The sequence below is a fragment of the Pseudomonas donghuensis genome, from assembly GCF_000259195.1.
Lineage (GTDB): Bacteria > Pseudomonadota > Gammaproteobacteria > Pseudomonadales > Pseudomonadaceae > Aquipseudomonas > Aquipseudomonas donghuensis.
This window is the reverse complement of the sequence record NZ_JH650769.1, coordinates 79,713-103,247: the sequence shown is the minus strand read 5'-3', so window position 1 is coordinate 103,247 and position 23,535 is coordinate 79,713. Positions and strand designations below refer to the sequence as shown.

Below are 23,535 nucleotides of genomic sequence, written 5' to 3'. Positions count from 1 at the left end.
CATCGTAATATCACCACGCTCCGAGCCATCGAACTCGCGCTTGCGCTGGCGGCTCCTGCGTGGGGCATCGATCTCGAGTAACAGTAGCGGCTCAGCCAGGTGGCATTGAACGCACGTCATTCCGGGCAGCATTCACAGAGACAGTATCCAGGGAGCATAACGGACATGCTGGAAAACCAAACTTTCAACCGGGTCGGAACCAACCATCAGATTTCGGCCAACGCCTACAATCTCATCCTCGGTGCAGTGCTGCTGTGGGGCTTTGCCGTCAACTGGTACCTGGTAACCACTGTGCCGGCCGACGTTATTCAGGCTATCCCCATGCTGCTCTTCATGGCCGGTTACATGATCACTACGCTGACGGGTGTCGCCATCATATTCAAGTCTGAGAAACCGCTGTACAGCTTTCTCGGCTACAACCTGATCGTGGTTCCGATAGGCTTGCTGCTTGTCATTGTCCTCCCGGACTATTCGCATCAAAACATTATTAAAGCCGTGCAAACGACCGCCTTGCTGACCGTGGGCATGATGCTGCTGGGTACCGCGTTTCCCGCCTTCTTCAAACGCATCGAAGCGTCGCTGTTTATCGCCCTGGTGGTTGCGATAGTCGTCGAGTTGGGGCAAGCCTGGTTGTTCGGCACCCGTCTGGCGGCGATGGATTGGATCGTTGCAGCGATCTTCTGTGGGTATATCGGGGTGGACTGGGGACGTGCGAACCAGATCGAGCGTACCGTGGACAATGCGATCGACAGTGCCGCATCGCTGTATCTGGACATCATCAATCTGTTCCTGCGGATCTTGCGGATCATGTCCAAGAAGTGAGTTGCGCAGCTGCTACGGCACAAAATCCCAGCCTTTGAAACCGCTGTCGCCGCACCTGAACACTGATATTCGGTAGAGTTTGCGCCCATCGAAGGCAGGAGGCCACGATGGTCAGCGGTACGAAATCCCCGATGCAGCCTGGGAGCTGGTTGCTGATCTCTTTGAACAGCCCCGGCGCAAGATTCATATGCTTTGCGACGCCAATGGCGTACCGCTGCGCTTTCTGCTTTCGGGCGGACAGGCCAGTGACATCTCGTACGCTCAGCCCCTGTTCGATGAAGCCTATGTCCCCAGTTTGTGCGGTCGCCCTCGCAAACGCTGTCGCTGGCTTTTGGCTGACAAGGGCTACGATGCCGAAGCCCTGCGACGCTACGGTGACCGTTACCGGATGCAACCGGTAATCCCTCGGCGATCGATGAAACGCAAACCCAAGCCCGGCTTGCCTCGCTTGTTTGATCGGCCGAAATATCGACAACGCAACATCATCGAGCGCATGTTCGGCTGGCTGAAAGAGAACCGACGGATCGTCACACGCTTCGACAAGCTCGCGAAAAGCTACGCAGCGATGGTCTCGTTAGCTTGTGCCATGCGGTGTTTGCGACATTACTTTTCGTACAGTGCCTAGGGACCAAATGGAAGGCCCGTGCGGTCATAGAGATCGCGGGTGCCTCCTGCTATTCATCATCAGCATTACATGGGAAACCACAGCGACGGTGACCCACATGAAGACAAAGAGTCGAGCTTTACGGGTTTCCTTGGCAGAGGCCCACTCCTCGCATTCGTTGCCTGAGAGGCACATAGGAGAACAGAGGTCCACGCCTTCCACTTTGCAATGCAGAATGCTGCTACCGACGAACGACAGTTCGATCTCTTTGCCTTGGGCTTTTCTAAACAGGTCCGACGGACGGAGCAGTTTGGAGTCGAGCTGTTTAAGTCGTCCCGAGTCCAGGTCCCGGAGGGTGATCTTGGGATGATTACCAGTCGTTTGATGGACCGCCACTCCTCGCATGACTTCAATGTCGGCCCCACGATATCCATAGGACCTGCTGATGACGACCATGAGCACGACTAGCATGATCCCTCCCAGAACAACGGAGGCTGATCTTAGTTGCTTCCAAGTCTCATTTGACGGCCTCCGCATGTCCTTCCCTCTTCGTGCCCAGAGAGAGTATAGGTATGGATGATCCAGTACTGCGGGGCGACGTCGCTACTCTGCCTCCCTCCCTGCCTTGGACCTGGCACACGCCAACTTAAGCTTTTCATGCACATTGCGCAGCCTGCCTGCAACGCCACTGCCACTGCCCCAATCAAGACTCGCCTATGATCCCTCCTTTAAAATGGGTGACTGTAGCGAGGACCTGGCCGGGCAGCCAAATGCAAAAAGCCCAGCGTGGGGCCGGGCTCGTCACCAGTGGTCGAAACGCTTTTATGCTAGCGAAATTCGTAAATCAAAACGGCTTGAGCTAGCTCGATGTCGCTGGCTGTGCCCACTTGATTCTGAGTACGCAACACCTCGAATGCTGCCTCCAGGCTCGCGCCTCGGATATACCCATCACTCGCGACAAAAGCTGCAGCATCATTGCGAGCGGCAAGAATTTTCTGGTCCCCCCCCTTGTGACTACCCTGGGTGCTTTCGTCGATCTCTTGAGTAAGCGTAAAGGGGGAAAAAGTCACAACAAAAGTCGCTGAAACAACCGCCCCCATGCCTGACACTCTGACGCCACCATCACCAGCGATTACGGGAAAACTGCACGGAAAACCGAGCATAAATACAACAATCAGCTTGCGCAAAAATCCACTCCATGGGTGAGAAGCATCCTTCAGAGATTGAATCTACTGTCTTCCTGTCCGGGCATCCAGTGTGGAGGGGAAGCCAGTCACTGAGCTGGTCGCTGGTGTAGTGGCTTTGTGCCTCCAGCGAGCTGCCCCAGTTTTGAACATCCGCAGGCATTTGCGCAAGCCATTGCGCGGATAATTGATCCTGCTTTTCTCGGGAATTCAAGCGGCTGCTAGCCTGTTCGATCACACTCCACCGGCCGGGCGGGGATAAAGCACGACTGCCGCGCGCAACTTATTACCGCCGAAAAGACTCATGCGCTGAAACTCTTGGTGGGTTACCGGGAGGTGCTGGCAATCCAGGGCGTGGCGATGCCGGCTATGGTCGATATCCGGATCATGCAGGTAAACAAAGTCTTCGTCGCATCCTGTCACCAGCACCCAGTGTGGTGCTTTGCTGCGGGTCATGCGAAAGCAACTGATCAGCACCAGCGGCTGACCGCCCGCCGCCAATAGACCCGCGATGTCGATTTTCTTGCTCTGTACCTGCACCACGTCGCTACTCTGAAGCGCTGTGCAGAGTTCCTCATGCACCAGGCGGATCACTGCTTTTTTGTTCTCACTGCGTACGCCATTGAGGAACAGCGGGCCGTCGACACTCACCTGCAAAGTCACCCGAAAATTCCTGCGCCAGGCCGCCAATGCGAGCCCCTGGGGGCTGCAGCCACCATGCCCCGAGGTCATGAACACCGTGGTTGCTTCGCGCCACAGCTGAACCTCTTCACGTCTGTCCAGCGCCCGCCCGGGTTGCAGTGCGGCCATGGCCATCAACAGGCATGCCGGGCCACAGGTAAAGTCGGTGGTCTGCTGATAGTAAGGCACCCGCCGCGCATTGCCGGAAGGCTGTTCAATGATGCGTTTCTCATAGCGCAGGGCGTCAGCATGATCCTGGTAGTAGTCGTTGATCACCGCGAAGCGTCGATAGCCTACGCCTTCATAAAGGCTGATCGCCGTCTTGTTGTCGTGACGGACCTCAAGACGCACGTAGGCACAGTCGAAACTGCGCGCGTTTTGCTCCGCTTCAGCCAGCAACCGCTTACCCAGCCCTTGACCGCGAGCGGTGGGCGAAATGGCGATGGAGTAGAGGCGCGCCAGGGATGTTCCACGATGAAACAACAGCAAGGCGTAACCCATCAACTGCCCCTCGGCCTGAGCGACGATCAGGCTGGCGTGTGCACGGCTGATCATCCATTGAAAGCTTCGAGGCGATAGCCGGTCATGCTCGAAACACTGGTTCTCCAACGACAGTAACGAGGGCAGGTCTTGGGCGCAGGCGGTGCGAAATATAAATTCCATATAGATCACCGTAAAACTTTCGTAAGGGAGCGAGACTTTTTTAATTTTCCATGCTTAATAGATAAGCACTTGGTCTTCGTTAGGCACTTGAAATGACAATAGCACCGTCAGGTTTGCGCGCAGTATTGGGTAAACGTGTTGAGTCGGCAATAGTCAGTCAACCGCGTGGCGCAATTGAAAGCAAGAGTTCAAGTCAACTTGTTATTATTGTTGAGCGTAAGGAAGATTGGAGTAAGTACTTTCCCAGTGAAGACCTGGTGAGCGCCCAGGAATACCTGGAACGGCCGCGGGATCGCGAGCCAAGCAAGCGCGTGCAGGTCATTAACCTATGCCGCAGTTACAAGTACCTTGGGCATGGTTATTACTGTTCGCTTTTGGCCGAGGCGAGAGGTCACACAGTAATACCGTCGGTCAAGACCATCAGTGAGCTCACCCGCAAGTCGCTCTATGGCTTGGCCCTGGACGACGTGGAAAAGACCCTGGAGAAAAATTTAAATAATAATGTATATGCCAGCGCTGAAGGTTTTACCTTGAGTCTTTACTTTGGCTGGACACACCTGGAACCGTTGCAGTCCATTGCCCGTCAGCTGTTTGAGGCGTTTCCCTGTCCGATATTACTGGTCGAATTCCGCAAGGCGAATGGCTGGCATATCGCTGGAGTAAAAGCCGGGTCAATGCACAAGCTGCGTGAAGATCAGGAAGATCAGTTTGCCAATGCACTGGATGGGTTCAGTCGTAAAATCTGGCGTGTCCCCCGGTCCAGGCGCATGGCGCGCTACGATCTGGCCATCTTGCATGACCCCGACGAAACATTACCGCCCTCGAATGCCAAGGCGCTGGAAAGTTTCGTGCGGGTAGGCCGCGGCATGGGCATCGATGTCGAGATGATCGAGAAGAAAGACTACTCGCGCTTGGCCGAATATGATGCACTGCTGATTCGTGAGACCACCAGCGTCGACAATCATACCTACCGCTTCGCTAAAAAAGCCGAGAGCGAAGGGCTGGTGGTGATGGACGATCCAACCTCGATCCTGCGGTGCACCAACAAGGTCTACCTGACTGACCTGTTGCGCAGCAACAAACTGGCTATGCCGGCCAGTGAGATTCTCTACAAGGACAACCTCCAGGAACTGCAGCACGTGGGGGAGCGCCTGGGTTTCCCGCTGGTCGTGAAAATCCCCGATGGCTGCTTTTCCCGTGGCGTAATCAAAGTGGAGAACCAGGATCAGCTGCTGCGGGCTACGGCTGAACTCTTCGAGCACTCGGTGCTGCTCTTGGCTCAGGAGTACCTCTATACCGAGTACGACTGGCGCATCGGTATTCTCAATCGTAAGCCGATCTTTGCCTGCCAGTACTTCATGTCGAAAGGCCATTGGCAGATCTTCAACCACAAGGCCAATGGCGCCGACGTTATTGGTGAATGCCGCACGTTGCCCGTCCACGAAGTACCTCGAGCAGTGGTAGAGCTGGCGGTAAAAACCGCCGGCCTGATTGGCGACGGTTTGTATGGTGTCGACCTCAAGCAAGCGGGAGACAAAGTGGTGGTCATCGAAGTGAACGATAACCCCAATCTGGACGCTGGCATCGAGGACGCTTATTTGCAGGACGACCTGTACACCCTGGTGCTGGAAGAGTTCGTGCGCCGGTTGGAACACAAGCGCCGCGGCCAGGTCTGGTAGAGGCGCGGCATCGATCCGGGAGTGCCGCGATGATTAAAAGCTTCCTGCTCGCCCAAGGGGCGCTGCATCCGAGTGAAGGCCTCGACAGCCCGGTACTGTTGTTCGTCGATCCGGACCCTGCCGAGCGCGAACTGCTCAAGCACCGCTTGCGCATTGATGAGCACGCGCTGGCGTCAGCGCTTGACCCTGATGAGGTCTCACGCATCGAGTTCCACCCAGACAGCCTGTTCCTGATCTGGAAACGTCCTGAGAACTACTCAGGCGGCGACAGTTTCTCCTTTGAAGTGTCCTCCTTCGGTCTTTTGTTGCACGCCGAGCGCCTGGTGCTGATCGCGCCGGACGACTCGCAGTTGCAAGGCCTGGGTACCCGTCATGCCTTGGAGACACCGCTGGATGTGTTGTTGGACATGCTGTTCAGTAATATCCATCACTACCTTGGACACTTGAAGGTGATCAAGCGGGTTGCCCGCGAGCTGCAGCAGCGCTTCAACAGCTCGATGCACAACAACCACTTGATACAGATGTTCAACCTCAGCGAAAGCCTGATCTATTACATCAACGCCATCCACAGCAATGGCACGGTGCTTTCGCGTCTTCGCAATCATGCGCAGAAAAACCACTTTGACGCGCCGCTCATCGAGTTGATCGACGACCTGATCATCGAGAACACCCAGTGCTACAAACAGGCAGAGATCTACTCCACGGTGTTTGCCGGGCTGATGGATGCACGTGGCAACCTGGCCAACAACACCATGAACGAAATGCTGCGCAAGCTGACCTTGATCAACGTGGTGTTCCTGCCCTTGAACCTGATCGCCAGCATCGGCGGCATGTCCGAATTCAGCATGATGACCAGTGGTGTCCCGTGGTGGCTTGCTTATCCGGCGCTGGTCCTGGCGATGCTGTTGTTGGGCGGGGTGATGGTCTTGTTTCTCAAGCGCCTGGCCCGGGATTTTCGTGGGGGAAGTCGAGCAGGGAGGGTGGCTACTGCCTCGCGTCCGGGCGGCGCAAAGCGATTGTTTACACGTGTGTTCTCGTGATCGGAGCAGCGATCTGCCAAGGAGATGTAGATGAACAATACCGTTGTTGGTTTGCTGGTGGTAAGCGCAATTCTGCTGGTGGGCGCCGTGGGCTTCTATCTGGATTTCATCAGGAACAAAGACAAGCCCAGTTGATGTTCGCAGGTTAAGCAGAACTCTGGAGATTAAGCAAATGGTCTGGCCGCAGATCAAAAACTGGATGGGCTACCTCGGCCATTGGCACGCTATAAATCAGTTACCAAGCGTGTTGATACCACGTGGGGGCTGCGCCGTACCGGATAGAAACGGAGCGGGGCATCTACATTTCTAGTTATCGTTTCTACCGTCATTAAGGATTGAGCATGACAGCAGGACAACAGGTTTTATCGGTTCGCCCAGTAGAGCAAAAGGACTTCGACACGTGGTGCGAATACTGGGCTAAGTATCAAGCGTTCTACCAGGTGGATGTGGGCATGGAGACGACCAAGACCACCTGGGCGCGTTTCTTCGACAGCACCGAACCTGTGCATTGTGCAGTCGCCTCAGATGGCGAGCACCTCTACGGTTTCGTTAACTTCGTTTTTCACCGATCCACCTGGGGCCGCAACGACTTCTGCTACCTGGAGGATCTATACGTATGCCCAAGCGTACGCGGCCAGATGATCGGTAAGACGCTCATCGAATATGTGCAAGGGCAAGCGCGGGAAAAAAACTGTGACCGGCTTTACTGGCACACCCAGGAGACCAATCAAACCGCCCAAAGGCTATACGACTGGATTGCCGAAAAGCCTGGCGTTATCGAATACCGAATGCCGTTGGATGCAACTGCGTAAACGCTACATCAGCGATCGAGAATGAGGATTTCTGACTGAACGCCAATCCCGCGTGTTGCCGGAACCGGCGCAGATAGGCTCCGGCTTCTGTACCGGCAGCGGCGGCTCTGCGATGGAAGTGATGGTTACTCATGCTTCTACCTTGGCTGTCCATGTGGGAGACGTCCATGACCTGTCAGGTCATTGAGTGGCGAGGAACCCTATCACTACTGTACCGGGGTGACTCACCAAGGAGAAAAACGTGAGAGCTCGCTATCTTGCACTGCCCCCACTGATGGCCTTCACGCTATATACCGGCTGGACGCTGCTGATTACAGAGCAATCGCTCCTCGCTTTTGGTCTTGAGCTGATGTCCCGGCCTGACACCGCGCAAGTGGTTGTCGACCTCTACTTGATGGCCGCGCTGGCCTGCATGTGGATGGTAACGGACACCCGCGCACGAGGAGGCGCTCTGATTGGGGTGCTGCCTTACATGCTGATCACGCTGGTCTTCGTTTCAATCGGCCCTCTGCTGTACCTCGTAATCAGGGGGGCAGAGAGAAAGAAGGGATGACGATGCGCCGCCACCTGGCGAACATAACCACCACCTGGCCATCAGTGCTTGAAGCCTTAATACTCCAGTCGCCGTACTGGGGTATTTCCATGTTTGAACTGCCGGTAGCCGGTATAGGGAAGCATGACGGTGTCGGCGATACCCGATGCGGCCATATCCAGAAGGATCGGCGCTGGCGCCCAGTGAGCAGTCGATCTGGCCGGTCCATTAAGGTTGCAAAACTGATAGGCAACGCCACTGTAGGCGCGCGGTATCGAATGGCAGTTGGTTTCCCATTTGGCCAGATCATCTACTGCGCGTGATTCGTCTGTCACGGTTCTGACCGTTGCGCATCCGCACAGTGTCACCAGCAGCAGACCTGCAATCCCTAGCTTCATAACGGCTCACTCCTTTGACAAATCAATCCTGGCGGGCCTGGGATGAATGCCTATCGAAGCCAGGTCCGGGTTTGGTCGTGTTGCAACATCAGCTCCCGTCGTCCGCAGGGTAGCAACATTCCCGGCAGCCCGAGGCGTGGAGCGCAGGTGGCCAACGTTCACCTGATAGATGTGAATACTAAATGAATTCCAGGCCCTGGCAGTTCATTTATATCGTGATGACGGGATCACTTCGCAAGGTTCTGGAGGTCCTTCGATGAAGCAGCTAGAGTTAGGCGCTGTACTGCGGCTGCGAACTCACCGGGCAGGACTGAAATACACCGCGTGCGCCTTGCGGCGCCAGCATTCCTGCGAACTGCCGCTGGCCCTTCGAGAATCGGCCCGGTAACGAGAAACACGGACAAGGAGGTTTGTGATGATGGCCAAGCTGCTGGTAACGATCGGGATCGTCTTCTACGCCGTTGTGGTGCCTATTCTCGAGATCAACCAGACCCATGTGTTCAACCCGGCGTGGGAACCCCATGCACGGCTCCATGAGACCTGGCAATTGTTCACCAATACCGCGCTTGGCGCCTATAGCGTCTGGCTGGTGTGGATCAAGGACAATCTCAGGTTGGCTAGCCTGCTGACCCTTTTCGTCACCGGTGGTTTCCTGATGGCTTACTGGCTGCGGGAGGGCTACGGTGGGTCAATGGTGCTCACGGACGGTTCAGAGAAGATGATCCTGGGGATTAACCTTGGCCTTTTCGCCTACAGCCTGGCTATCGTGCTGGCGGCGCTGGCGGTGTTCCTCGAGCAGCGCAAACACACGCAAGGCTAGCGGCTGATTATCGCTGTAGCGGTAGCGATGTGGCTGCACAGCGCGAAATGACAGGCGGTATTACGAAACATTCTCAAATCTATCGTTCTCCTGTAATCTCGCCGCCGCTCAGGTGACGACCCGGTCGAACACCTGTTTTCAGTGGACGTGGGGGCGGGGATGGAGACGAAGAAAGGGATGGCGGCGATTCTTGAGTGGCGGGCCCGCTTCCTGGGAGAAGGTGTGTTGCAGGAGGCCGAATACGACCAGGCCTTGATGGCCGCGCAGCAGCTTGAGCAGTCCGGTCTGGTCAGCCCGGCGGAGTGGGTGGCCATGGTCCGCCAGGCGAATGCGGCATTGTTGGGCCAGGGGTAGGTCCGCCGCGGTATTGACTCAAGGCAGGAGGCCGAATGAGCGCAACGCACGACGATACAATCATCCGCAGGGCCATGCCCGAAGACGTGGGCGCCATGCTCGCATTCGATGCCTACGCCAGTGTCAACACCGGGCGCGGGCGGTTTCTTGGCGAAGCCGTCGACAAGCAGCAATGCCTGGTTGCCGTGCACGCTGGGGCGGTGATTGGCTACGTCGTGCTCACCTACAGCTTTTTCGATTACGGTTTTATCAACCTGGTCGTCGTTGCCCCTGAATATCAACGTCAGGGCATGGCAGGTCGGCTACTGCTCGCCGCCGAGGCGACCTGCAAGACAGCAAAGCTGTTCATCTCGACCAACCAGTCCAACCTTCCTTCGCGCAAGCTCATCCTCAAGGCCGGTTTCGAGCCGAGCGGCGTCATCGACAACCTCGATGAGCATGACCCGGAGCTTGTCTACTTCAAGCGCACCGGCTGATCGATCGGGAACTCGCGTGGGGGTGTTCGGTCTGAGCAGCCTTTGAAGGCTTTTTTATGGACAAAAGTGCAGCGCGGGGTGTGCTTGACCTGCTCCCGAACATCATTCTCGGGCTCTCCCTGGCCCTGGTCGGCTGGTTGTTGTTCAGCGTGGTGATCGTCGAGCTCGCAGAGACCATCAGCGAAGATTCCAGTGCGTATTTCAGCGATGAGCAGGCGTGCACGGCAGAGTCGGTTGAGGTCTTGTTTGGCCAGGAAGTGGGCAAGGATGTACTGCTGCTTGCCAAAGTGTTATCGGGCGTCAGTTCGGTGCGTGTGTTGTCGATGCCGGGTCGCGACCTGAGCTTCGTGCCTGATCGGCTGAATCTGGAAGTGAATGAGCAGAAGCGGATTGTCGGGGCCTTCTGCGGCTAGCGCCTGTACTACCCGTCTGCGTTGCCGGATACCATGCCCCTGGTTCATCGCATTGATCAGCCATTGTTGAGCATAGCGCCCGACGTAGCGTGCTTTTTTGCACGCCAGCGCTAGGTGGGTGGGCCTGGGTGGTCTATGTTAAACGCCAAGTGCTATCAGACAGTCGGGAGGTGGTTTATCACTGTGGTTGGAGTTTTATGGAACAGGGACCTGTATGCCCTCCTGCGATGACTTGAACGGGCACGATGCGGAGTCATTCTCGCCACGTGAAGGGCGTTCGGCGCCGCTGTTTCGCTTGATTCTGAGTTTCCTGCTGCTGGTCGTGCTGCTGTTCGTCGGCATCGAAGGCTGGCGGATCTGGCGCGATTACCGGCACGCCTTCGCCAGTGCTCATGACTCGGTGACCAACCTTGCCAGTGCCACTGCCCAGCATGCCGAAGACGCGATTCGTCAGGTCGATGTGGTAACCGCGATGCTTGGGGAGCGGCTGGAGGGCGACGGGTTTGCGCGGATGAACATTGCGCGGCTGCACAAGCTGCTCAAGCAGCAGGCAACACTGATGCCGCAGCTTCACGGCTTGTTCGTGTATGGCTCGGACGGCCGCTGGATCGTTACCGACAAGAGCGGCACTCCGACCAACGCCAATAACGCCGACCGCGATTATTTCGAGTATCACCGCACCCATGAAGATCGCGGCGTGTATATCGGCGCGGTGGTGAAAAGCCGCTCCACCGGCGATCTGATCATTCCTGTTTCCAGGCGCTTGAACAACCCCGACGGGTCGTTTTTCGGGGTGTTGCTCGGCACCGTCAAGGTCGACTATTTCGTCGAGTTCTACGGGGCGTTCAAGATCGATGACCGCGGGGCGCTGGTACTGGCCAAACGGGACGGGACCATCCTGGTCCGCCGGCCTTTTGTCGAGCGGGTGATTGGCGGCAGCCTGGCCAGTAGCGAGATTTTCCAGGACTATCTTCCGCAATCCCCCGAAGGTGTCGTCGAAACCACGGCAGTGGTCGACGGCACGCAGCGCCTGTACGCCTACAAGGCGCTGGACGCTTATCCGCTGGTGGTGGAAGCCGGGCTGTCGAGGGCTTCGATCATCGACCCTTGGCGTGAAGACCTGATCAAAACCGCCATGGTGTTGCTGTTGTTGCTGGTGGGTTTGAGCAGCTTCGGCGCCTTAGTGCTCAGGCAATTGCGCGAACGCATGGTGATGGAGACCGCGCTTCGCCGTGCGCACCAGACCGTCCGCGACCTGGCCTTGAGCGATAGCCTGACCGGCCTGGGCAACCGGCGTCGGCTGGACACCGCCTTGGCTGAAGAAATTCGCCGGGCCAAGCGCCAGGGCTATCCATTGGCACTGGTGATGATGGATCTGGATTACTTCAAGCGCTACAACGACAACTATGGGCATCCGGCCGGTGACGACTGTTTGCGGGCAGTAGGCGCCGCCATTCAGAGCAGCCTCAAGCGCCCTGGCGACCTGGCCGTGCGCTACGGCGGGGAGGAGTTCACCCTGCTGCTGCCCAACACTGATGCCGCAGGTGCCAGCCGGATTGTCGAGGGCATCCTCGAAGCCATTCGCTCACTGGCTATCGAGCATGTGAAAAGCCCGTCAGGGCGGGTCACGGCCAGTGCCGGCATTGCCCTGGGTTACCCGGTCAGCGAGCCAGTCACGGCGCACGTGCTGATGGGCGCTGCCGATTCGGCGCTTTACCAGGCCAAGGACAAGGGGCGTAACGGCTGGTGCCTGGTCGACGGTCTGGCCGCAGGGCGGGCGAGTAACCGGACCTAGCCATCCGCCGCCCGAACGGCGCACAGTGAACACCTCGAATGTGATGCCGGCCACCGTCAGGCAATGCATGATAAACGTTGCGCGCATCGGTAAAATGGCCGACCCGCACATGCAAAGGACTGATCATGGACGACCCCTTTTTGCCCCAACGCTTGTTTGCACTGGCTGCCCTTGTTGTCGCGGCGATAGGCGGCTGCGTTTTCGTGTTTATCCTGTTAAGCCCTGAAGGGCCTTTCCCGGGCCTTGGTAGCGCCCTCGCGCTATTCACGCTGGGGGTAACCAATGGCTTATGCCTGCCGTTGGTGGGCACTTATTGGTGGCTCGCCGGAAAACCCGCAGGCGCGGCTACATTACTGATTTTGCAGGTAATAGGATTGATTGCCTTCATCGGATGGTTTGCCGCGGCTTGATAGCGACTGCGCTATTACCCGGTCGCTTGCCGCCGCCGTCATCGGGCTCTACGAACGCCCTGTCATCAGCCGCTACCCTGGGAGGCGAGCGATCAATTCGGCGCCCTGATTACGCACATTACCGACGGCGGCGCTGACCGGGTACCACTCGAACAGCGTGGCCGGCTCGCTCAGGTGCAAGGCGATCTGTTCGGCGTGCTCACCGGCAGTGGCCGGGTCCAGCCATTGTCGGGCGAAAGCCGGCGCCAGCACGACCGGCCGGCGGTCATGCACGTCGAGCAGGCCGCCTTCACTGTCCGCCGTGAGCATCACAAACCCCGCGTGCTCGCCGCTGAACTGGGCGATCGCGGCGCACAGGGCAGGGCGCTGATCGGCGCGGCGGATCAGATAAGGCTGTTTTTTCGCGCGGCCTTCATCGACCCATTCGAACCAGCTGTCAATCGGCACGATGGCCCGGTGTGGCCAGATGGCGCGAAAGAACGCGCCATGGGCGACCTTCTCCACTCGCGCGTTGATGGGCGTGGCGTGGTCCTTGGACCAGTGCGGCCGCCAGCCCCAGGGCAGCAGGTCCGCGTGCAGGCTGGCGGCCGCGATATGCAGCAGTGCCACCGGTGTGCTCGGTGCCAGATTGAAGTGCCCAAGCGGTTGATCACCGACGTTGTTGACCAGAGCACCCGGCATGCTCAGGGCGTCGACGAAATCGTGGATGCCACGGTACTGGGACAACCTGCCGCACATGCTGCGATGCTCCGCGAGGTGCCTATCGGTTGAGGATAGACCCGATCGCTGGGCAAGCCTGCGACAGTCATGTCAGCGCCCAGACCGCCAGCGATACAACCAAGGCCAACAAGGTACCCAGCCAGGCGCTGACTTCGAAGGTCGAGCGTCGCGCGCTGGCGTGGACTTCGCGCAGGAATTGCGCCTGGGTTGGCGCCGTTACCCTGGCATGGAACCTTGTGCCTGTACAACGTCTAAGCTGCTGTGGGATGTCCCATTATCGAGCGCATCGTTATGTCCAGATCACGCTTGCTGGTTGTCGCCGTCACTTCGCTGAGCCTGATGCTCGGCTCGCTTGGCGCTGTTGCCGATCCGGGCAATGGCAAAGGCAATCCGGTGCATGGCCAAGGCCAGGGCAAACAGGGTGGCCAGGGTGCCGGCCAGAAAGGCGGCAAGGGTGCCGAGCAATGGAGCCACGGCCCAACTATCGATCGCACCAGCGTTATCAACGTGCTGCATGGCTATCCTGATTACTGGAGCCGCGGCGCCGACCTGCCCCCGGGTGTGCGCAAGAATCTGGCGCGGGGCAAACCCTTGCCACCGGGCATTGCGAAAAAACTCGATGACCGCCTGCTCGGCAGACTACCGCACTATGATGGTTACGAATGGCGCCAGGCCGGCACCGACCTGATCCTGGTGGCGATCGCCACCGGCATCATTTACGAAGTGCTGACTCACGTGCTCGATTGAAACCGCAGTTGACGGCGTGGGCCAGTGCGCTTATACAGGCGCCCCCCACACCGGCAAGACAGGCCCTGCAATGAACGACGACGAACTGGACATTCACGAACCTGAACATGATCACTTGCTGGATCATGAGTTCGCCGAAGACGATTACCCGTTCCAGGATGAGGTCAACCCGTTGTTCGATCCGCAAGATGACGACGAGGACGAGGAGGGGCCTGGTGCTGGCGCGGGGGACGATGATGCCTTCTGGGATGAAGGCGTAGACACCCTCGACGACCTCTAGGCGCCAGCAACAGCGCTGGCACCTGGAGGGGGGGCGCGGTTAACGGCCATCCACCGAGAAGCGCCCGGCACCGGTGACCGACAGCAACAGCAGGCCGCCGACGATACTCATGTTCTTGAAAAACTGCACGGTGTTGGCCGCTTTGGCTGGGTCGACCATGTTCCAGAACGGATGGCCGATGACTGCGGTACCGATCACGAACAGGGCGAACAGGAAGGCCAGCGGTCGGGTGTAGAAGCCCAGGATGAGAATGATGGCGACAAAAAACTCCATGACTACCGCCACCGCAGCCGCGACTGCTGGCAGCGGGGCCCCCAGGGATGCCAGGTAGTCGACCGTGCCGTCGAAGCCGGTGAGCTTGCTCCAGCCAGACATCACGAACAGGATCATCAGCAGTATCCGCGCCAGCAGGATGATAACGTCGCGCTGGTTGTCGAACAGGGTATAGCGCATGGCGGCCTTCCTTTGTTGTTGGGCAATTTTACCTTAGCAGTTGCCGCAAGGATTTGCGGCGCGCCGGCGCAAAAAGGGCATAAGGCTGTAATTGGATAAACGCCAGACAGCAAAAAGGCGCCGATAAGGCGCCTTTTCAGAAGATGGTGCGAGTGGCGGGACTCGAACCCGCAAGGCTCACGCCGGCAGATTTTAAGTCTGCTGTGTATACCAATTCCACCACACTCGCATTGCCTTGAGGAAAATGCTTTTGCTCCCTCAATCAAGCGAGCTTTATAACCCATCGTTATATTCGAGTCAACCGCGCGCAAGGCTCTGGGCGGCGCCTGTGCTGAGCGCCAGAGCACTTGCCCTGGACCTGGGCCAGGACCACCCGGTGGCGTTTCCAGACTGTTTCGCCGCCAGCTGGCGCAGACGCCACGCAGCCTGTGTGGTCAGTAGCTGATCGTATCGGCGACGCTGCGCAAGTCAGCCACCGACGTCTGCAGGCCAGCGATCCTGCCCAGTACTGCGGCGGCGTCGGCCTGGTGCATGGAGCGCTGCAAGTGCAACACGTGCCCGCGCAAGTCGTGCGACACCCGCTCAAGGTCGGCGGCGGTGTGTTGCAGGTCATCGTGGATGGCTTTCATTCGTAGGTCTGCGGCCACGCGTCGTTCCCTCGAGGTAGGTGGCAGATAGCAAATTCGGGGCGACTATAGAGCAATTGGCTCCTTGCTGTCATTGGGCCACTGTTGCTTTCATGTTTGATCAACTCAAGGCAGGCACACCTGTCCACGCAGGCGCCTCGCACTGCTGAAACGTCCGTCGGCAACCCCTGGGGCAGGTGGTATTGGCCTGTGCCGTTTGCCAAGGTCTGGCAGTGGGCGAAGAATCCGACTAAGTTTTAGACCAGCGAAGGGAATCGCGTGCAGCGTATGCTGTCATATCCAGACAAGCCATCTGCGGTTTCGTGGGGCAGCCATGGTCTCATCCGACTCCGATCTGCATGCCAATCGCTTCGAGCAACTGGTGCAAACCGTCGCTGATTACGCCATCTACATGCTCGACCTCGAAGGTCATGTGATGTCATGGAACGCCGGTGCCCAACGGATCAAGGGCTACTGTGCCGATGAAGTGATCGGTAAGCATTTCTCGATATTCTTCACCCCGCAGGATTGTGCCGACGGCAAGCCGGCCTGGCTGCTCGATCGCGCCTTGAGTACCGGTGGCGCCCAGGATGAAGGTTGGCGCCTGCGCAAGGACGGCTCGCTGTTCTGGGCGCTGGTGGTGCTGGACGTGATCAGGGCGCCCGATGGCAAAGTGGTGGGGCTGGCGAAAATTACCCGCGACATCACCGAGCGGCGCGAGGCCGCGCTGCAACTCGATGAGGTGCGCGCGCAGCTGTGTCAGTCGCAGAAGCTCGAAGCCCTCGGCCAACTGACCGGGGGCATGGCGCATGATTTCAACAACCTGCTGACCATCATCATCGGTTCGGCCCGGCTGGCGCTCGTTAGCCGGGATCCACAACGTACCCAGCGCCTGCTCGGGCATATCCTCGATGCCGGCGAACGCGGCAGCCAGATGACCCAGCAACTGCTCAGTTTTGCCCGCTACAAGGCGCTGAAGTCTGGCCGGGTCAAGGTGTCGGCGCTGATTGAGTCGACACGCTCGCTGCTCGGGCAGGCCTTGCCCAATGCCGTGGCGCTTCAGGTAAAGCTTGCCGAGGACCTGTGGGATGTCGAAGTCGATGCCGGGCAGTTGCAGATGGTTTTGCTCAATCTGATCTTCAATGCCCGCGATGCCATCGACGGCGAGGGCGTGATCAGCGTGCACGCACGAAACTGTGAGCTGGATGGCCAACAGGACGGTCTGGCCGGGTGCTTTGTCTGCATCAGCGTGCGCGATACCGGCCGAGGAATCGACAGCCAGGTGCTGCCGCGCATCTTCGAGCCGTTCTTCACCACCAAGAGTCTTGGTAAGGGCACAGGCCTGGGCCTGAGCCAGGTCTATGGTTTCGCCAAACAGAGCAATGGCACGGTCAGCGTCAGTACTGAAGCGGGCAAGGGCACTTGCATGAGTGTCTATCTGCCGGTGTACTGCGCCGCCATTGGCCTCGCCCCTACACCAGAGTACGGAGGTGCATAGCATCGTGGAGCAACTCAACCGCCTTGCCACCGGCATCCCCGGGCTCGATGAACTGCTCAAGGGCGGGCTGGTGGTGGGTGCCTCCTATATCGTTCAAGGGCGGCCCGGTTCGGGCAAGACCATCCTGGCCAACCAGCTGGCCTTCAACCATGTCGCGCAAGGCGGCCGCGTACTGGTGGCGACGCTGTTGAGTGAATCCCATGAGCGTCTGTTCCAGTACCTGGCGACGTTGAGCTTTTTCGATCCGGCGAAAATCGGTGCGCAATTGCAGTTCGTCAGTGCCTTCGACACCCTGGAGCAAGAGGGGCTGGACGAAGTGGTGAAACTGCTGCGCGGTGAAATCAGCCGCCACCAGGCCAGCTTGCTGATCGTCGATGGCTTGCTCAATGCCCGCTCACGGGCGGAAACCCCGCTGGACAGCAAAAAATTCATTGCCGAGTTGCATGGCCATGCCGCGTTCGCCGGCTGCACCGTGCTGTTTCTGACCAGCTCGCAGCTGGATGACGGAAGCCCGGAACACACCATGGTCGATGGTGTTATCGAGCTGGGAGACACGTTGCTCGGCAGCCGTTCGCTGCGCCGCATCCAGTTGCGCAAGACCCGCGGCAGCGGTGCGTTGTCGGGCATTCACGAGTGTGAGATCACCGAGGATGGCCTGCAGGTGTACCCGCGCCTGGAGTCGCTGTACAGCCACCCGAGTGGCCAGGGCAGTGGCGAGCTGACCCGCGTCGCCAGCGGCATACCGATGTTCGATCGCTTGCTCGGCGGGGGGCTGCCCGCGGCATCGGTCACCCTGGTCATGGGGCCCTCGGGTATCGGCAAGACCTCGATGGGGGCGAGTTTTCTGGCTGCAGCCACCACCGAAGCGCCCGGGCTGCATTTCGGTTTTTATGAAACGCCTCAGCGCCTGCGCCTGAAAGCCAGCGCCCTGGGGCATGATTTCAGCGCCATGGAACTTAGCGGCGCACTGCACATTGCCTGGCAACCGACCACCGAAGGCTTGCTCGATGAGGTTGGTATGCGCCTGTTGCGCCTGGTCGAGCAGCACAACATCAAGCGTGTACTGATCGATAGCCTGGGCGCTTTTACCCGGCTGGCAAGCAACCCGAGCCGCCTCAACGAGTTCTTCCGCGCCCTGACCGGTGAGTTGCGCGCCCGTGACGTCAGCGTCCTGGCTACCTGGGAAATGCGTGACATCTTTGGCTCGGAAATCAACGCGCCGGCGCCCGACCTGTCGAGCATCGTCGACAACCTGCTGCTGATGCGCTTTGTCGAAGTGGACGCCGAGCTCAAGCGTTTGCTGTCGGTCCTCAAGGTGCGCGACAGCTATTACGACCCGGCGCTGCTGGAGCTGGTCATCAGCGACCAGGGTATCGATCTGAAGAAGGCATTTGCCCAGGTCTCGGGGGCGATGTCCGGCACGCCTTCACCGGTGTCGGGATCATGAAGAGGCGGGTGGTAACACCATGAGTACCATTCTGGTCGTCGATGACGAGTACCTGATCGCCGATATCCTCAGGTACGCCCTTGAGGACAGAGGTTTCGACGTGGAACTGGCCAGCAATGGGCAGAAGGCCCTGGACGTATTGAAAGGTAAGCGGGTGGAGTTGGTGATCACCGATTACATGATGCCGGTGATGGATGGCGGGGCATTGGCCGTCAGCATTCGTGCAGAGCCGCTGCTACAGGGCTTGCCGATCATACTGATGAGCGGGGCACAAGCTCACATGGGGCGGGATAATTCCGGGCTGTTTGCTGCCGTGTTCGACAAACCCTTCGACATCGTTCAACTGATGGCCAAAGTGAAGGAACTGGTCGACGCGCCCGAGGCATCTTGAGACCTGGTGAGGCAGCCGCAGGGCCGTCAGTACAGGATCAAGCGCATCCGTGCGGCTTGAGTCAGCTGGGGGCTACTTAGTGCTCGTCGCCTCCTTTCTCCGGTGCCGGGCTACCGGCCTGAATGCGTTTGAAAATCTCCTCGCGGTGCACCTGTACATCTTTTGGTGCATCGATGCCGATCCTCACTTGCATCCCTTTGACGCCCAGAATGGTGACTTTGATGTCATCGTTGATGACGATGCTTTCGCCAACCTTGCGGGTGAGTATCAGCATGTATATCTCCTTGGTAACGTAAGTTGCCTTGCAGGCGGGGCCCGCAGAAGCCGGGATCACACAGGGGGTGAGTCCATCTTTCCCTTCATTAAAGACGCTTTCGGCGGATATTAATTCCCCCGAACACAGATTCTGTAGTGAGTCTTTAGTCGCAGGTGCCGATTGGCTGGATGAGCGCTCCCGAACAGCGAGTGCTGCCCGTACCCGCAAGCATAGGGGGGTTGAACGAATATGGGAAATTTCTCTGCATGATACCCAAGGTGGGTTTCGCTGAATGGCTTTTCAAGGGGCGGCCAGGTTTTGCATGAACAGCGCCGACGCCACTTCCTCGCAGCCGCTGATGGGGCTTGCCCAATTGTCTGCAGGGTTAGCCCAGCAGTGCCACCGACTTGATCTGTGCCCACAGCGCTTGCCCGGCGTGCAGCTTGAGCTGGTCGGCGGAGTAACGGGTGATGCGCGCCAGCAGGGTGGTGCCGACCGCGTCCAGGCTGACCAGCACATGGGCGCTGTTGTCGGCCGGGCGATGGCCGCTGACGGTCACCGGCAGGCGATTGAGAATGCTCGAGTGCTGGTCGGCGCCCAGGCTCAGGCTGACATCGCGCGCCTGCACTTTCAGGCGCAAGGGCATGCCGACGGCCAGCGGCTCGTGGGCCACGCGCAGCTGCAGGTCGCTGTGTGGCAGTTGCAGGCTGAGCAACTGATAGTCGCTGTTGTAGGCACTGACCTGGCCTTCGATGATCACCCCGGCGTCATCGCCCTGGGCCAGCGGCAGGTCAAGGCGGGCGAGGGTGGCGGCAATCGGCCCGCTGGCCTGGACCTGGCCCTGTTCCAGCAGGACCAGGTAATCGGCCAGGCGTGCGACTTCATCCTGGGCATGGCTGACGTAGATCAGCGGGATGTCCAGTTCGCTGTGCAGGCGCTCAAGGTAAGGCAGGATCTCGCGCTTGCGTGGGCCGTCCAGGGCTGCCAGCGGCTCGTCCATCAGCAGCAGTTGCGGGCTGCTCAGCAGCGCCCGGGCAATGCCCACGCGCTGGGCTTCGCCGCCGGACAGCGTCGCCGGCTTACGTTCAAGCAGGTGTTCGATGCCCAGCAGCGCGCAGGCCTGCTCGAGGCTGACCTTGCGCTGCTGGGCGGGGATGCGCTTGTAGCCGAAGGTCAGGTTGGCGCGTACCGACAGGTGGGCGAACAGACTGGCCTCCTGGAAGACATAACCGATCGGGCGTTGATGCGGGGCGACGAAATGCTCGCGGCGCGAGTCCTGCCAGATCTCGCCGTTGACCTCGATGTAGGCTTCGGGGGCCCGCTCCAGCCCGGCCAGGCAGCGCAGGCAGGTGGTCTTGCCCGAGCCTGAATGGCCGAACAGCGCACTGATGCCGCGCCCGGGCAGTTGCAGGTCGACATCCAGGCTGAAGTCGTCGCGGGCAAGCTTCAATCGGGCATGAATCATAGCCGCCATGCTCAGCTCCAGGCCGATTTGCCCCGGCGGCTGGAGTACAGCGCCAGCAGCACGAGGAAAGAGAACACCAGCATGGCCCCGGCCAGCCAGTGGGCTTGCAGGTACTCCATGGCTTCGACGTGGTCGAAGATCTGTACCGAGACCACCCGGGTCTTGTCGGGGATGTTGCCGCCAATCATCAGTACCACACCGAACTCGCCGACGGTATGGGCAAAGCCGAGGATACTGGCAGTGATGAAGCCTGGGCGCGCCAGTGGCAGCACCACGTGGACGAAACAGTCCCAGGGGCTGGCGCGCAGGGTGGCGGCCACCTCCAGCGGCCGTTCACCGATAGCGCTGAAAGCGTTCTGCAGCGGCTGCACTACGAACGGCATGGAATAGACCACCGAGCCGATCACCAGACCGCTGAAGCTGAACACCACGGTGCCCAGGCCCAGCGCCTCGGTGGTCTGGCCGATCCAGCCGTTGGGCCCCAGGGCCAGCAACAGATAGAAGCCGATCACCGTCGGCGGCAGCACCAGCGGCAGGGCTACCACCGCGCCCACCGGCCCGCGCAGCCACGAACGGGTGCGTGCCAGCCACCAGGCGACGGGGGTGCCGACCAGCAACAAGATCAACGTGGTCAGGCTGGCCAGCTTGAAGGTCAGCCAGATAGCGCCGAGGTCGCTGGCATCCAGGGGCATCAGATTTGGTAACCGTAGGCTTTGATCACGGCAGCCGCTTTTGGTCCCTTGAGGTATTCAACCAGGGCTTTGGCAGCGGCGCTGTCCTTGCCTTTGTTGAGGATTACCGCGTCCTGCTTGATCGGCTCATGCAGGTTGGACGGCACGATCCAGGCCGAGCCGCTGCTGACCTTGCCGTCCTTGTAGATCTGCGACAGGGCGACGAAGCCCAGTTCGGCGTTGCCGGTGGAGACGAACTGGAAGGCCTGGGTGATGTTCTGGCCTTCGACGATCTTGGCCCTGGTGGCCTCGCTCAGCTGCAGTTTGTCCAGCACCTGAGTCGCTGCCAGGCCGTACGGCGCGGCTTTCGGGTTGGCGATCGACAGGTGCTTGAACTGGTTTTTCTTCAGCACGTCGCCCTTGCCATCGACATAGTCGTCCTTGGCCGACCACAGCGCCAGGGTGCCGATGGCGTAGGTGAAGCGCGAGCCCTTGACGGTATTGCCTTCTTTCTCGAGTTTTTCCGGGGTGCTGTCGTCGGCGGCGAGGAACACGTCGAACGGCGCGCCGTTCTTGATCTGTGCATAGAACTGGCCGGTGGCGCCATAGGCGGCAACCAGCTTGTGGCCGGTGTCTTTCTCGAAATCCTTGGCGATCGCCTGGATGGGTGCGGTGAAGTTGGCGGCGACGGCCACCTGTACCTCATCGGCCCAGGCGCTGTTGAAGGTCATGAAGGTGGCCAGGGCGGCCAGGGCAAAACGTGGTGCGCACTTACTCATGAAAAACAGCTCCACAGGCTGAGGGGTATTCGTTATATAGGTGAATATATAGCGAATACCCGACCAACGGGAAGTACTGCTTCAGCGTTTGAGCTGGGCGAGGGCTTTTTCAGCCAGGGTGCGCGTCAGTTCGTCAGCCGACAGCGCCTGGCCCAGACGCAGCGCCTGGCCCGACCAGAGGTTGCTGAAATCGCTGTTACCCTTTGGCTCGCTGATTGCCCGCAGCGGCATCAGCGCACCTCCAGCCAGCGGGAAGTGTGGCGCAAGCGCACTCATCGGCCCCAGCTCGCGCATGATTCGCGTGTTGATCCCGCGCGCCGGGCGCCCGGTGAACAGATTGGTCAGGGCCGTGTCGCTTTCCTTGGCGCTGTGCAGGGCCTGGCGATGGGCCGCCGAAACCTTGGCTTGCGGGCAGAACAGGTAGGCGGTGCCCAGTTGCACCGCCGAGGCGCCCAGGGCCAGGGCAGCAACGATGCCGCGATGATCGCCAATGCCGCCGGCGGCAATCACCGGCACCTTCACCGCATCGACAACCTGCGGCACCAGCGCCAGGGTACCGACCTGGGTATTGAGGTCGCGGCTGAGGAACATCCCGCGATGGCCGCCGGCCTCATAGCCCATGGCAATGATTGCGTCGCAGCCGTGATCTTCCAGCCACAGGGCCTCATCCACGGTGGTGGCGCTGGATAGCACCTTGGCGCCAGTGGCCTTGACCCGCTTGAGCAGGCAGGCTTCGGGCAGGCCGAAGTGAAAGCTGACCACCGCCGGCTTGAATTGCTCGACCAGTTGGCAGGTGGCGTCATCGAATGGCGCGCGATTGGACACTGGCGTTGGCGCATCGAAATCGGCGCCCAATTCCTCGTAATAAGGCTTGAGTGCCAGTTTCCAGGCCGCGTCGCGGGCAGGGTCCGGCTGCGCTGGCTGATGGCAGAAGAAGTTGACGTTGAGCGGGCCGTTGCTGCCCTCGCGGAAGGCTTCAAGCTCGGCGCGGATCTGTTCCAGGCTCAAGGTTGCACAAGGCAGCGAGCCCAGGCCGCCGGCATTGCTCACGGCGATGGCCATGGCCGAGCCGGTGGAGCCGGCCATTGGCGCCTGAAGGATCGGCAGTTCGATACCGAGCAGATCGAGGAGACGGGTGTCCGGCCATTGGCGCATGCCTGGGGTTCCTTGTGCTGAGGTGGTTTTACAGCGCTTTGCTCACCTTGATATCAGTGATCTTCTTGGCGTCTTCGCCGTGGAGCTGCTGCAGCGCTGCCTGCACATGTTCAGGTGCATCGCTGATCATCTGGGCGAAGTCGAAACGTTGCTCACCGTCGAGCTTGTACTTGATGACGTACTTGGTGGTCTGGGTCATGGGCTTATCTCAGCTTCGACGACGAACGGCGAATGATCTTGATGGTGTGGGTAAAGGTCGGCTTGGTCACGGCCGACAGGGCCCGTGGGCCGACGGTATCGATCGTGATGTTCCAGAAGCCGGTGCTGGGCACGGTGATCTTGGCCGGGAAGTCAACGAAGGCAC

General features: G+C 59.4%; 30 protein-coding genes, 1 tRNA gene and 1 pseudogene. 17 read left to right on the top strand and 15 right to left on the bottom strand.

Annotation, left to right across the window (positions count from 1 at the left end):
* Positions 1-165: 165 nt before the first annotated feature.
* Both UW3_RS0117405 and UW3_RS0117400 read left to right on the top strand, forming a co-directional pair.
* Positions 166-822 (top strand): Bax inhibitor-1 family protein, encoded by a 657-nt coding sequence (locus UW3_RS0117405; RefSeq protein ID WP_010223969.1) that lies wholly within the window; start codon positions 166-168, stop codon positions 820-822.
* A gap of 178 nt (positions 823-1,000) precedes the next feature.
* Positions 1,001-1,447, top strand: a pseudogene (locus UW3_RS0117400) (IS5 family transposase); the annotation flags it as partial.
* A 24-nt stretch (positions 1,448-1,471) separates the two neighbouring features.
* Here UW3_RS0117400 and UW3_RS29715 read toward each other — a convergent pair.
* The 3 genes from UW3_RS29715 to rimI form a co-directional block, all read right to left on the bottom strand.
* Positions 1,472-1,897, bottom strand: coding sequence for a hypothetical protein (locus UW3_RS29715; protein WP_148276802.1), 426 nt, complete (start codon positions 1,895-1,897; stop codon positions 1,472-1,474).
* Positions 1,898-2,253: 356 nt separating this feature from the next.
* Positions 2,254-2,613 (bottom strand): DUF2388 domain-containing protein, encoded by a 360-nt coding sequence (locus UW3_RS27895; RefSeq protein WP_010223966.1) that lies wholly within the window; start codon positions 2,611-2,613, stop codon positions 2,254-2,256.
* Between the two features lie 231 nt (positions 2,614-2,844).
* Positions 2,845-3,954, bottom strand: coding sequence for a ribosomal protein S18-alanine N-acetyltransferase (gene rimI, locus UW3_RS0117385; protein WP_026001383.1), 1,110 nt, complete (start codon positions 3,952-3,954; stop codon positions 2,845-2,847).
* Between the two features lie 92 nt (positions 3,955-4,046).
* Here rimI and UW3_RS0117380 point away from each other — a divergent pair, with 92 nt between their 5' ends.
* The 4 genes from UW3_RS0117380 to UW3_RS0117360 all read left to right on the top strand — a co-directional run bounded on the left by UW3_RS0117380 (position 4,047) and on the right by UW3_RS0117360 (position 8,038).
* Complete coding sequence (locus tag UW3_RS0117380; RefSeq protein WP_010223964.1) at positions 4,047-5,633, top strand: RimK family protein; 1,587 nt, start codon at positions 4,047-4,049, stop codon at positions 5,631-5,633.
* Positions 5,634-5,662: 29 nt separating this feature from the next.
* Positions 5,663-6,673, top strand: a complete 1,011-nt coding sequence (locus UW3_RS0117375; protein ID WP_010223962.1) for a magnesium transporter CorA family protein — start codon at positions 5,663-5,665, stop codon at positions 6,671-6,673.
* 341 nt (positions 6,674-7,014) lie between these two features.
* Positions 7,015-7,485, top strand: coding sequence for a GNAT family N-acetyltransferase (locus UW3_RS0117365; RefSeq protein ID WP_010223960.1), 471 nt, complete (start codon positions 7,015-7,017; stop codon positions 7,483-7,485).
* A 241-nt stretch (positions 7,486-7,726) separates the two neighbouring features.
* Positions 7,727-8,038, top strand: coding sequence for a hypothetical protein (locus UW3_RS0117360; RefSeq protein WP_010223958.1), 312 nt, complete (start codon positions 7,727-7,729; stop codon positions 8,036-8,038).
* 56 nt (positions 8,039-8,094) lie between these two features.
* On the opposite strand, the gene UW3_RS28295 is transcribed toward UW3_RS0117360, so the two are convergent.
* Positions 8,095-8,415, bottom strand: a complete 321-nt coding sequence (locus tag UW3_RS28295) for a YceK/YidQ family lipoprotein (RefSeq protein WP_010223956.1) — start codon at positions 8,413-8,415, stop codon at positions 8,095-8,097.
* Positions 8,416-8,830: 415 nt separating this feature from the next.
* Between UW3_RS28295 and UW3_RS0117355 the strand changes: the two genes are divergently transcribed.
* The 6 genes from UW3_RS0117355 to UW3_RS0117330 all read left to right on the top strand — a co-directional run bounded on the left by UW3_RS0117355 (position 8,831) and on the right by UW3_RS0117330 (position 12,683).
* Positions 8,831-9,235, top strand: coding sequence for a hypothetical protein (locus UW3_RS0117355; protein WP_010223954.1), 405 nt, complete (start codon positions 8,831-8,833; stop codon positions 9,233-9,235).
* A 159-nt stretch (positions 9,236-9,394) separates the two neighbouring features.
* On the top strand, positions 9,395-9,589 hold the full coding sequence (locus UW3_RS0117350) for a hypothetical protein (protein ID WP_010223952.1): 195 nt from the start codon (positions 9,395-9,397) through the stop codon (positions 9,587-9,589).
* 35 nt (positions 9,590-9,624) lie between these two features.
* Positions 9,625-10,065, top strand: a complete 441-nt coding sequence (locus UW3_RS0117345; RefSeq protein ID WP_010223951.1) for a GNAT family N-acetyltransferase — start codon at positions 9,625-9,627, stop codon at positions 10,063-10,065.
* Between the two features lie 56 nt (positions 10,066-10,121).
* On the top strand, positions 10,122-10,478 hold the full coding sequence (locus tag UW3_RS0117340) for an I78 family peptidase inhibitor (protein WP_010223950.1): 357 nt from the start codon (positions 10,122-10,124) through the stop codon (positions 10,476-10,478).
* Between the two features lie 214 nt (positions 10,479-10,692).
* Positions 10,693-12,273, top strand: coding sequence for a sensor domain-containing diguanylate cyclase (locus UW3_RS0117335; protein ID WP_010223949.1), 1,581 nt, complete (start codon positions 10,693-10,695; stop codon positions 12,271-12,273).
* A 125-nt stretch (positions 12,274-12,398) separates the two neighbouring features.
* On the top strand, positions 12,399-12,683 hold the full coding sequence (locus UW3_RS0117330) for a hypothetical protein (RefSeq protein ID WP_010223948.1): 285 nt from the start codon (positions 12,399-12,401) through the stop codon (positions 12,681-12,683).
* A gap of 72 nt (positions 12,684-12,755) precedes the next feature.
* Here the strand turns inward: UW3_RS0117330 and UW3_RS0117325 are convergent, their stop codons facing one another.
* A complete protein-coding gene (locus UW3_RS0117325; protein ID WP_010223947.1) occupies positions 12,756-13,421 on the bottom strand; it encodes an SOS response-associated peptidase family protein in 666 nt (221 codons plus the stop codon).
* Between the two features lie 273 nt (positions 13,422-13,694).
* On the opposite strand from UW3_RS0117325, the gene UW3_RS0117320 reads away from it, so the two are divergent.
* Together UW3_RS0117320 and UW3_RS28895 are read left to right on the top strand one after the other, a co-directional pair.
* Positions 13,695-14,150 carry an anti-virulence regulator CigR family protein gene (locus UW3_RS0117320; protein ID WP_010223945.1) on the top strand — a complete coding sequence of 152 codons (456 nt, stop codon included), beginning with the start codon at positions 13,695-13,697 and terminating at the stop codon, positions 14,148-14,150.
* Between the two features lie 70 nt (positions 14,151-14,220).
* Entirely contained in the window at positions 14,221-14,430 is a 210-nt protein-coding gene (locus UW3_RS28895; RefSeq protein WP_010223944.1) for a hypothetical protein, read from the top strand.
* A 39-nt stretch (positions 14,431-14,469) separates the two neighbouring features.
* Here the strand turns inward: UW3_RS28895 and UW3_RS0117310 are convergent, their stop codons facing one another.
* From UW3_RS0117310 to UW3_RS0117300, 3 genes are all read right to left on the bottom strand, one after another.
* The gene (locus UW3_RS0117310) at positions 14,470-14,883 is read right to left on the bottom strand and encodes a DoxX family protein (protein WP_010223942.1); all 414 of its coding nucleotides are present in this window, start codon (positions 14,881-14,883) and stop codon (positions 14,470-14,472) included.
* A gap of 144 nt (positions 14,884-15,027) precedes the next feature.
* A tRNA-Leu gene (locus tag UW3_RS0117305) sits at positions 15,028-15,112 on the bottom strand.
* A gap of 205 nt (positions 15,113-15,317) precedes the next feature.
* On the bottom strand, positions 15,318-15,512 hold the full coding sequence (locus UW3_RS0117300) for a hypothetical protein (protein WP_010223940.1): 195 nt from the start codon (positions 15,510-15,512) through the stop codon (positions 15,318-15,320).
* 331 nt (positions 15,513-15,843) lie between these two features.
* On the opposite strand from UW3_RS0117300, the gene UW3_RS0117295 reads away from it, so the two are divergent.
* Genes UW3_RS0117295 through UW3_RS0117285 form a run of 3 tightly spaced genes read left to right on the top strand, consistent with a single transcriptional unit; the run spans position 15,844 to position 18,845 of the window.
* Positions 15,844-17,007: a two-component system sensor histidine kinase NtrB gene (locus UW3_RS0117295; RefSeq protein WP_010223939.1), complete on the top strand. Its 1,164-nt coding sequence runs from the start codon at positions 15,844-15,846 to the stop codon at positions 17,005-17,007.
* A 4-nt stretch (positions 17,008-17,011) separates the two neighbouring features.
* Positions 17,012-18,454, top strand: a complete 1,443-nt coding sequence (locus tag UW3_RS0117290; protein WP_010223938.1) for an ATPase domain-containing protein — start codon at positions 17,012-17,014, stop codon at positions 18,452-18,454.
* Positions 18,455-18,473: 19 nt separating this feature from the next.
* Positions 18,474-18,845, top strand: a complete 372-nt coding sequence (locus UW3_RS0117285) for a response regulator (RefSeq protein WP_010223937.1) — start codon at positions 18,474-18,476, stop codon at positions 18,843-18,845.
* 76 nt (positions 18,846-18,921) lie between these two features.
* Here the strand turns inward: UW3_RS0117285 and csrA are convergent, their stop codons facing one another.
* From csrA to UW3_RS29710, 7 genes are all read right to left on the bottom strand, one after another.
* Positions 18,922-19,119, bottom strand: coding sequence for a carbon storage regulator CsrA (gene csrA / locus UW3_RS0117280; protein ID WP_010223936.1), 198 nt, complete (start codon positions 19,117-19,119; stop codon positions 18,922-18,924).
* 367 nt (positions 19,120-19,486) lie between these two features.
* Entirely contained in the window at positions 19,487-20,575 is a 1,089-nt protein-coding gene (gene modC, locus UW3_RS0117275) for a molybdenum ABC transporter ATP-binding protein (protein ID WP_010223934.1), read from the bottom strand.
* Positions 20,576-20,577: 2 nt separating this feature from the next.
* Positions 20,578-21,258, bottom strand: a complete 681-nt coding sequence (gene modB, locus UW3_RS0117270) for a molybdate ABC transporter permease subunit (protein ID WP_010223932.1) — start codon at positions 21,256-21,258, stop codon at positions 20,578-20,580.
* Positions 21,258-22,016, bottom strand: coding sequence for a molybdate ABC transporter substrate-binding protein (gene modA / locus UW3_RS0117265; RefSeq protein WP_010223930.1), 759 nt, complete (start codon positions 22,014-22,016; stop codon positions 21,258-21,260). Before modA ends, modB begins: the two co-directional genes overlap by 1 nt.
* A gap of 81 nt (positions 22,017-22,097) precedes the next feature.
* Positions 22,098-23,171, bottom strand: a complete 1,074-nt coding sequence (locus UW3_RS0117260) for an NAD(P)H-dependent flavin oxidoreductase (protein ID WP_010223928.1) — start codon at positions 23,169-23,171, stop codon at positions 22,098-22,100.
* Between the two features lie 28 nt (positions 23,172-23,199).
* The gene (locus UW3_RS29005) at positions 23,200-23,370 is read right to left on the bottom strand and encodes a hypothetical protein (protein ID WP_010223926.1); all 171 of its coding nucleotides are present in this window, start codon (positions 23,368-23,370) and stop codon (positions 23,200-23,202) included.
* 4 nt (positions 23,371-23,374) lie between these two features.
* Positions 23,375-23,535, bottom strand: a 161-nt coding sequence (locus UW3_RS29710) for a DUF1883 domain-containing protein (protein ID WP_010223923.1), incomplete at its 5' end; no start/stop codon positions are given.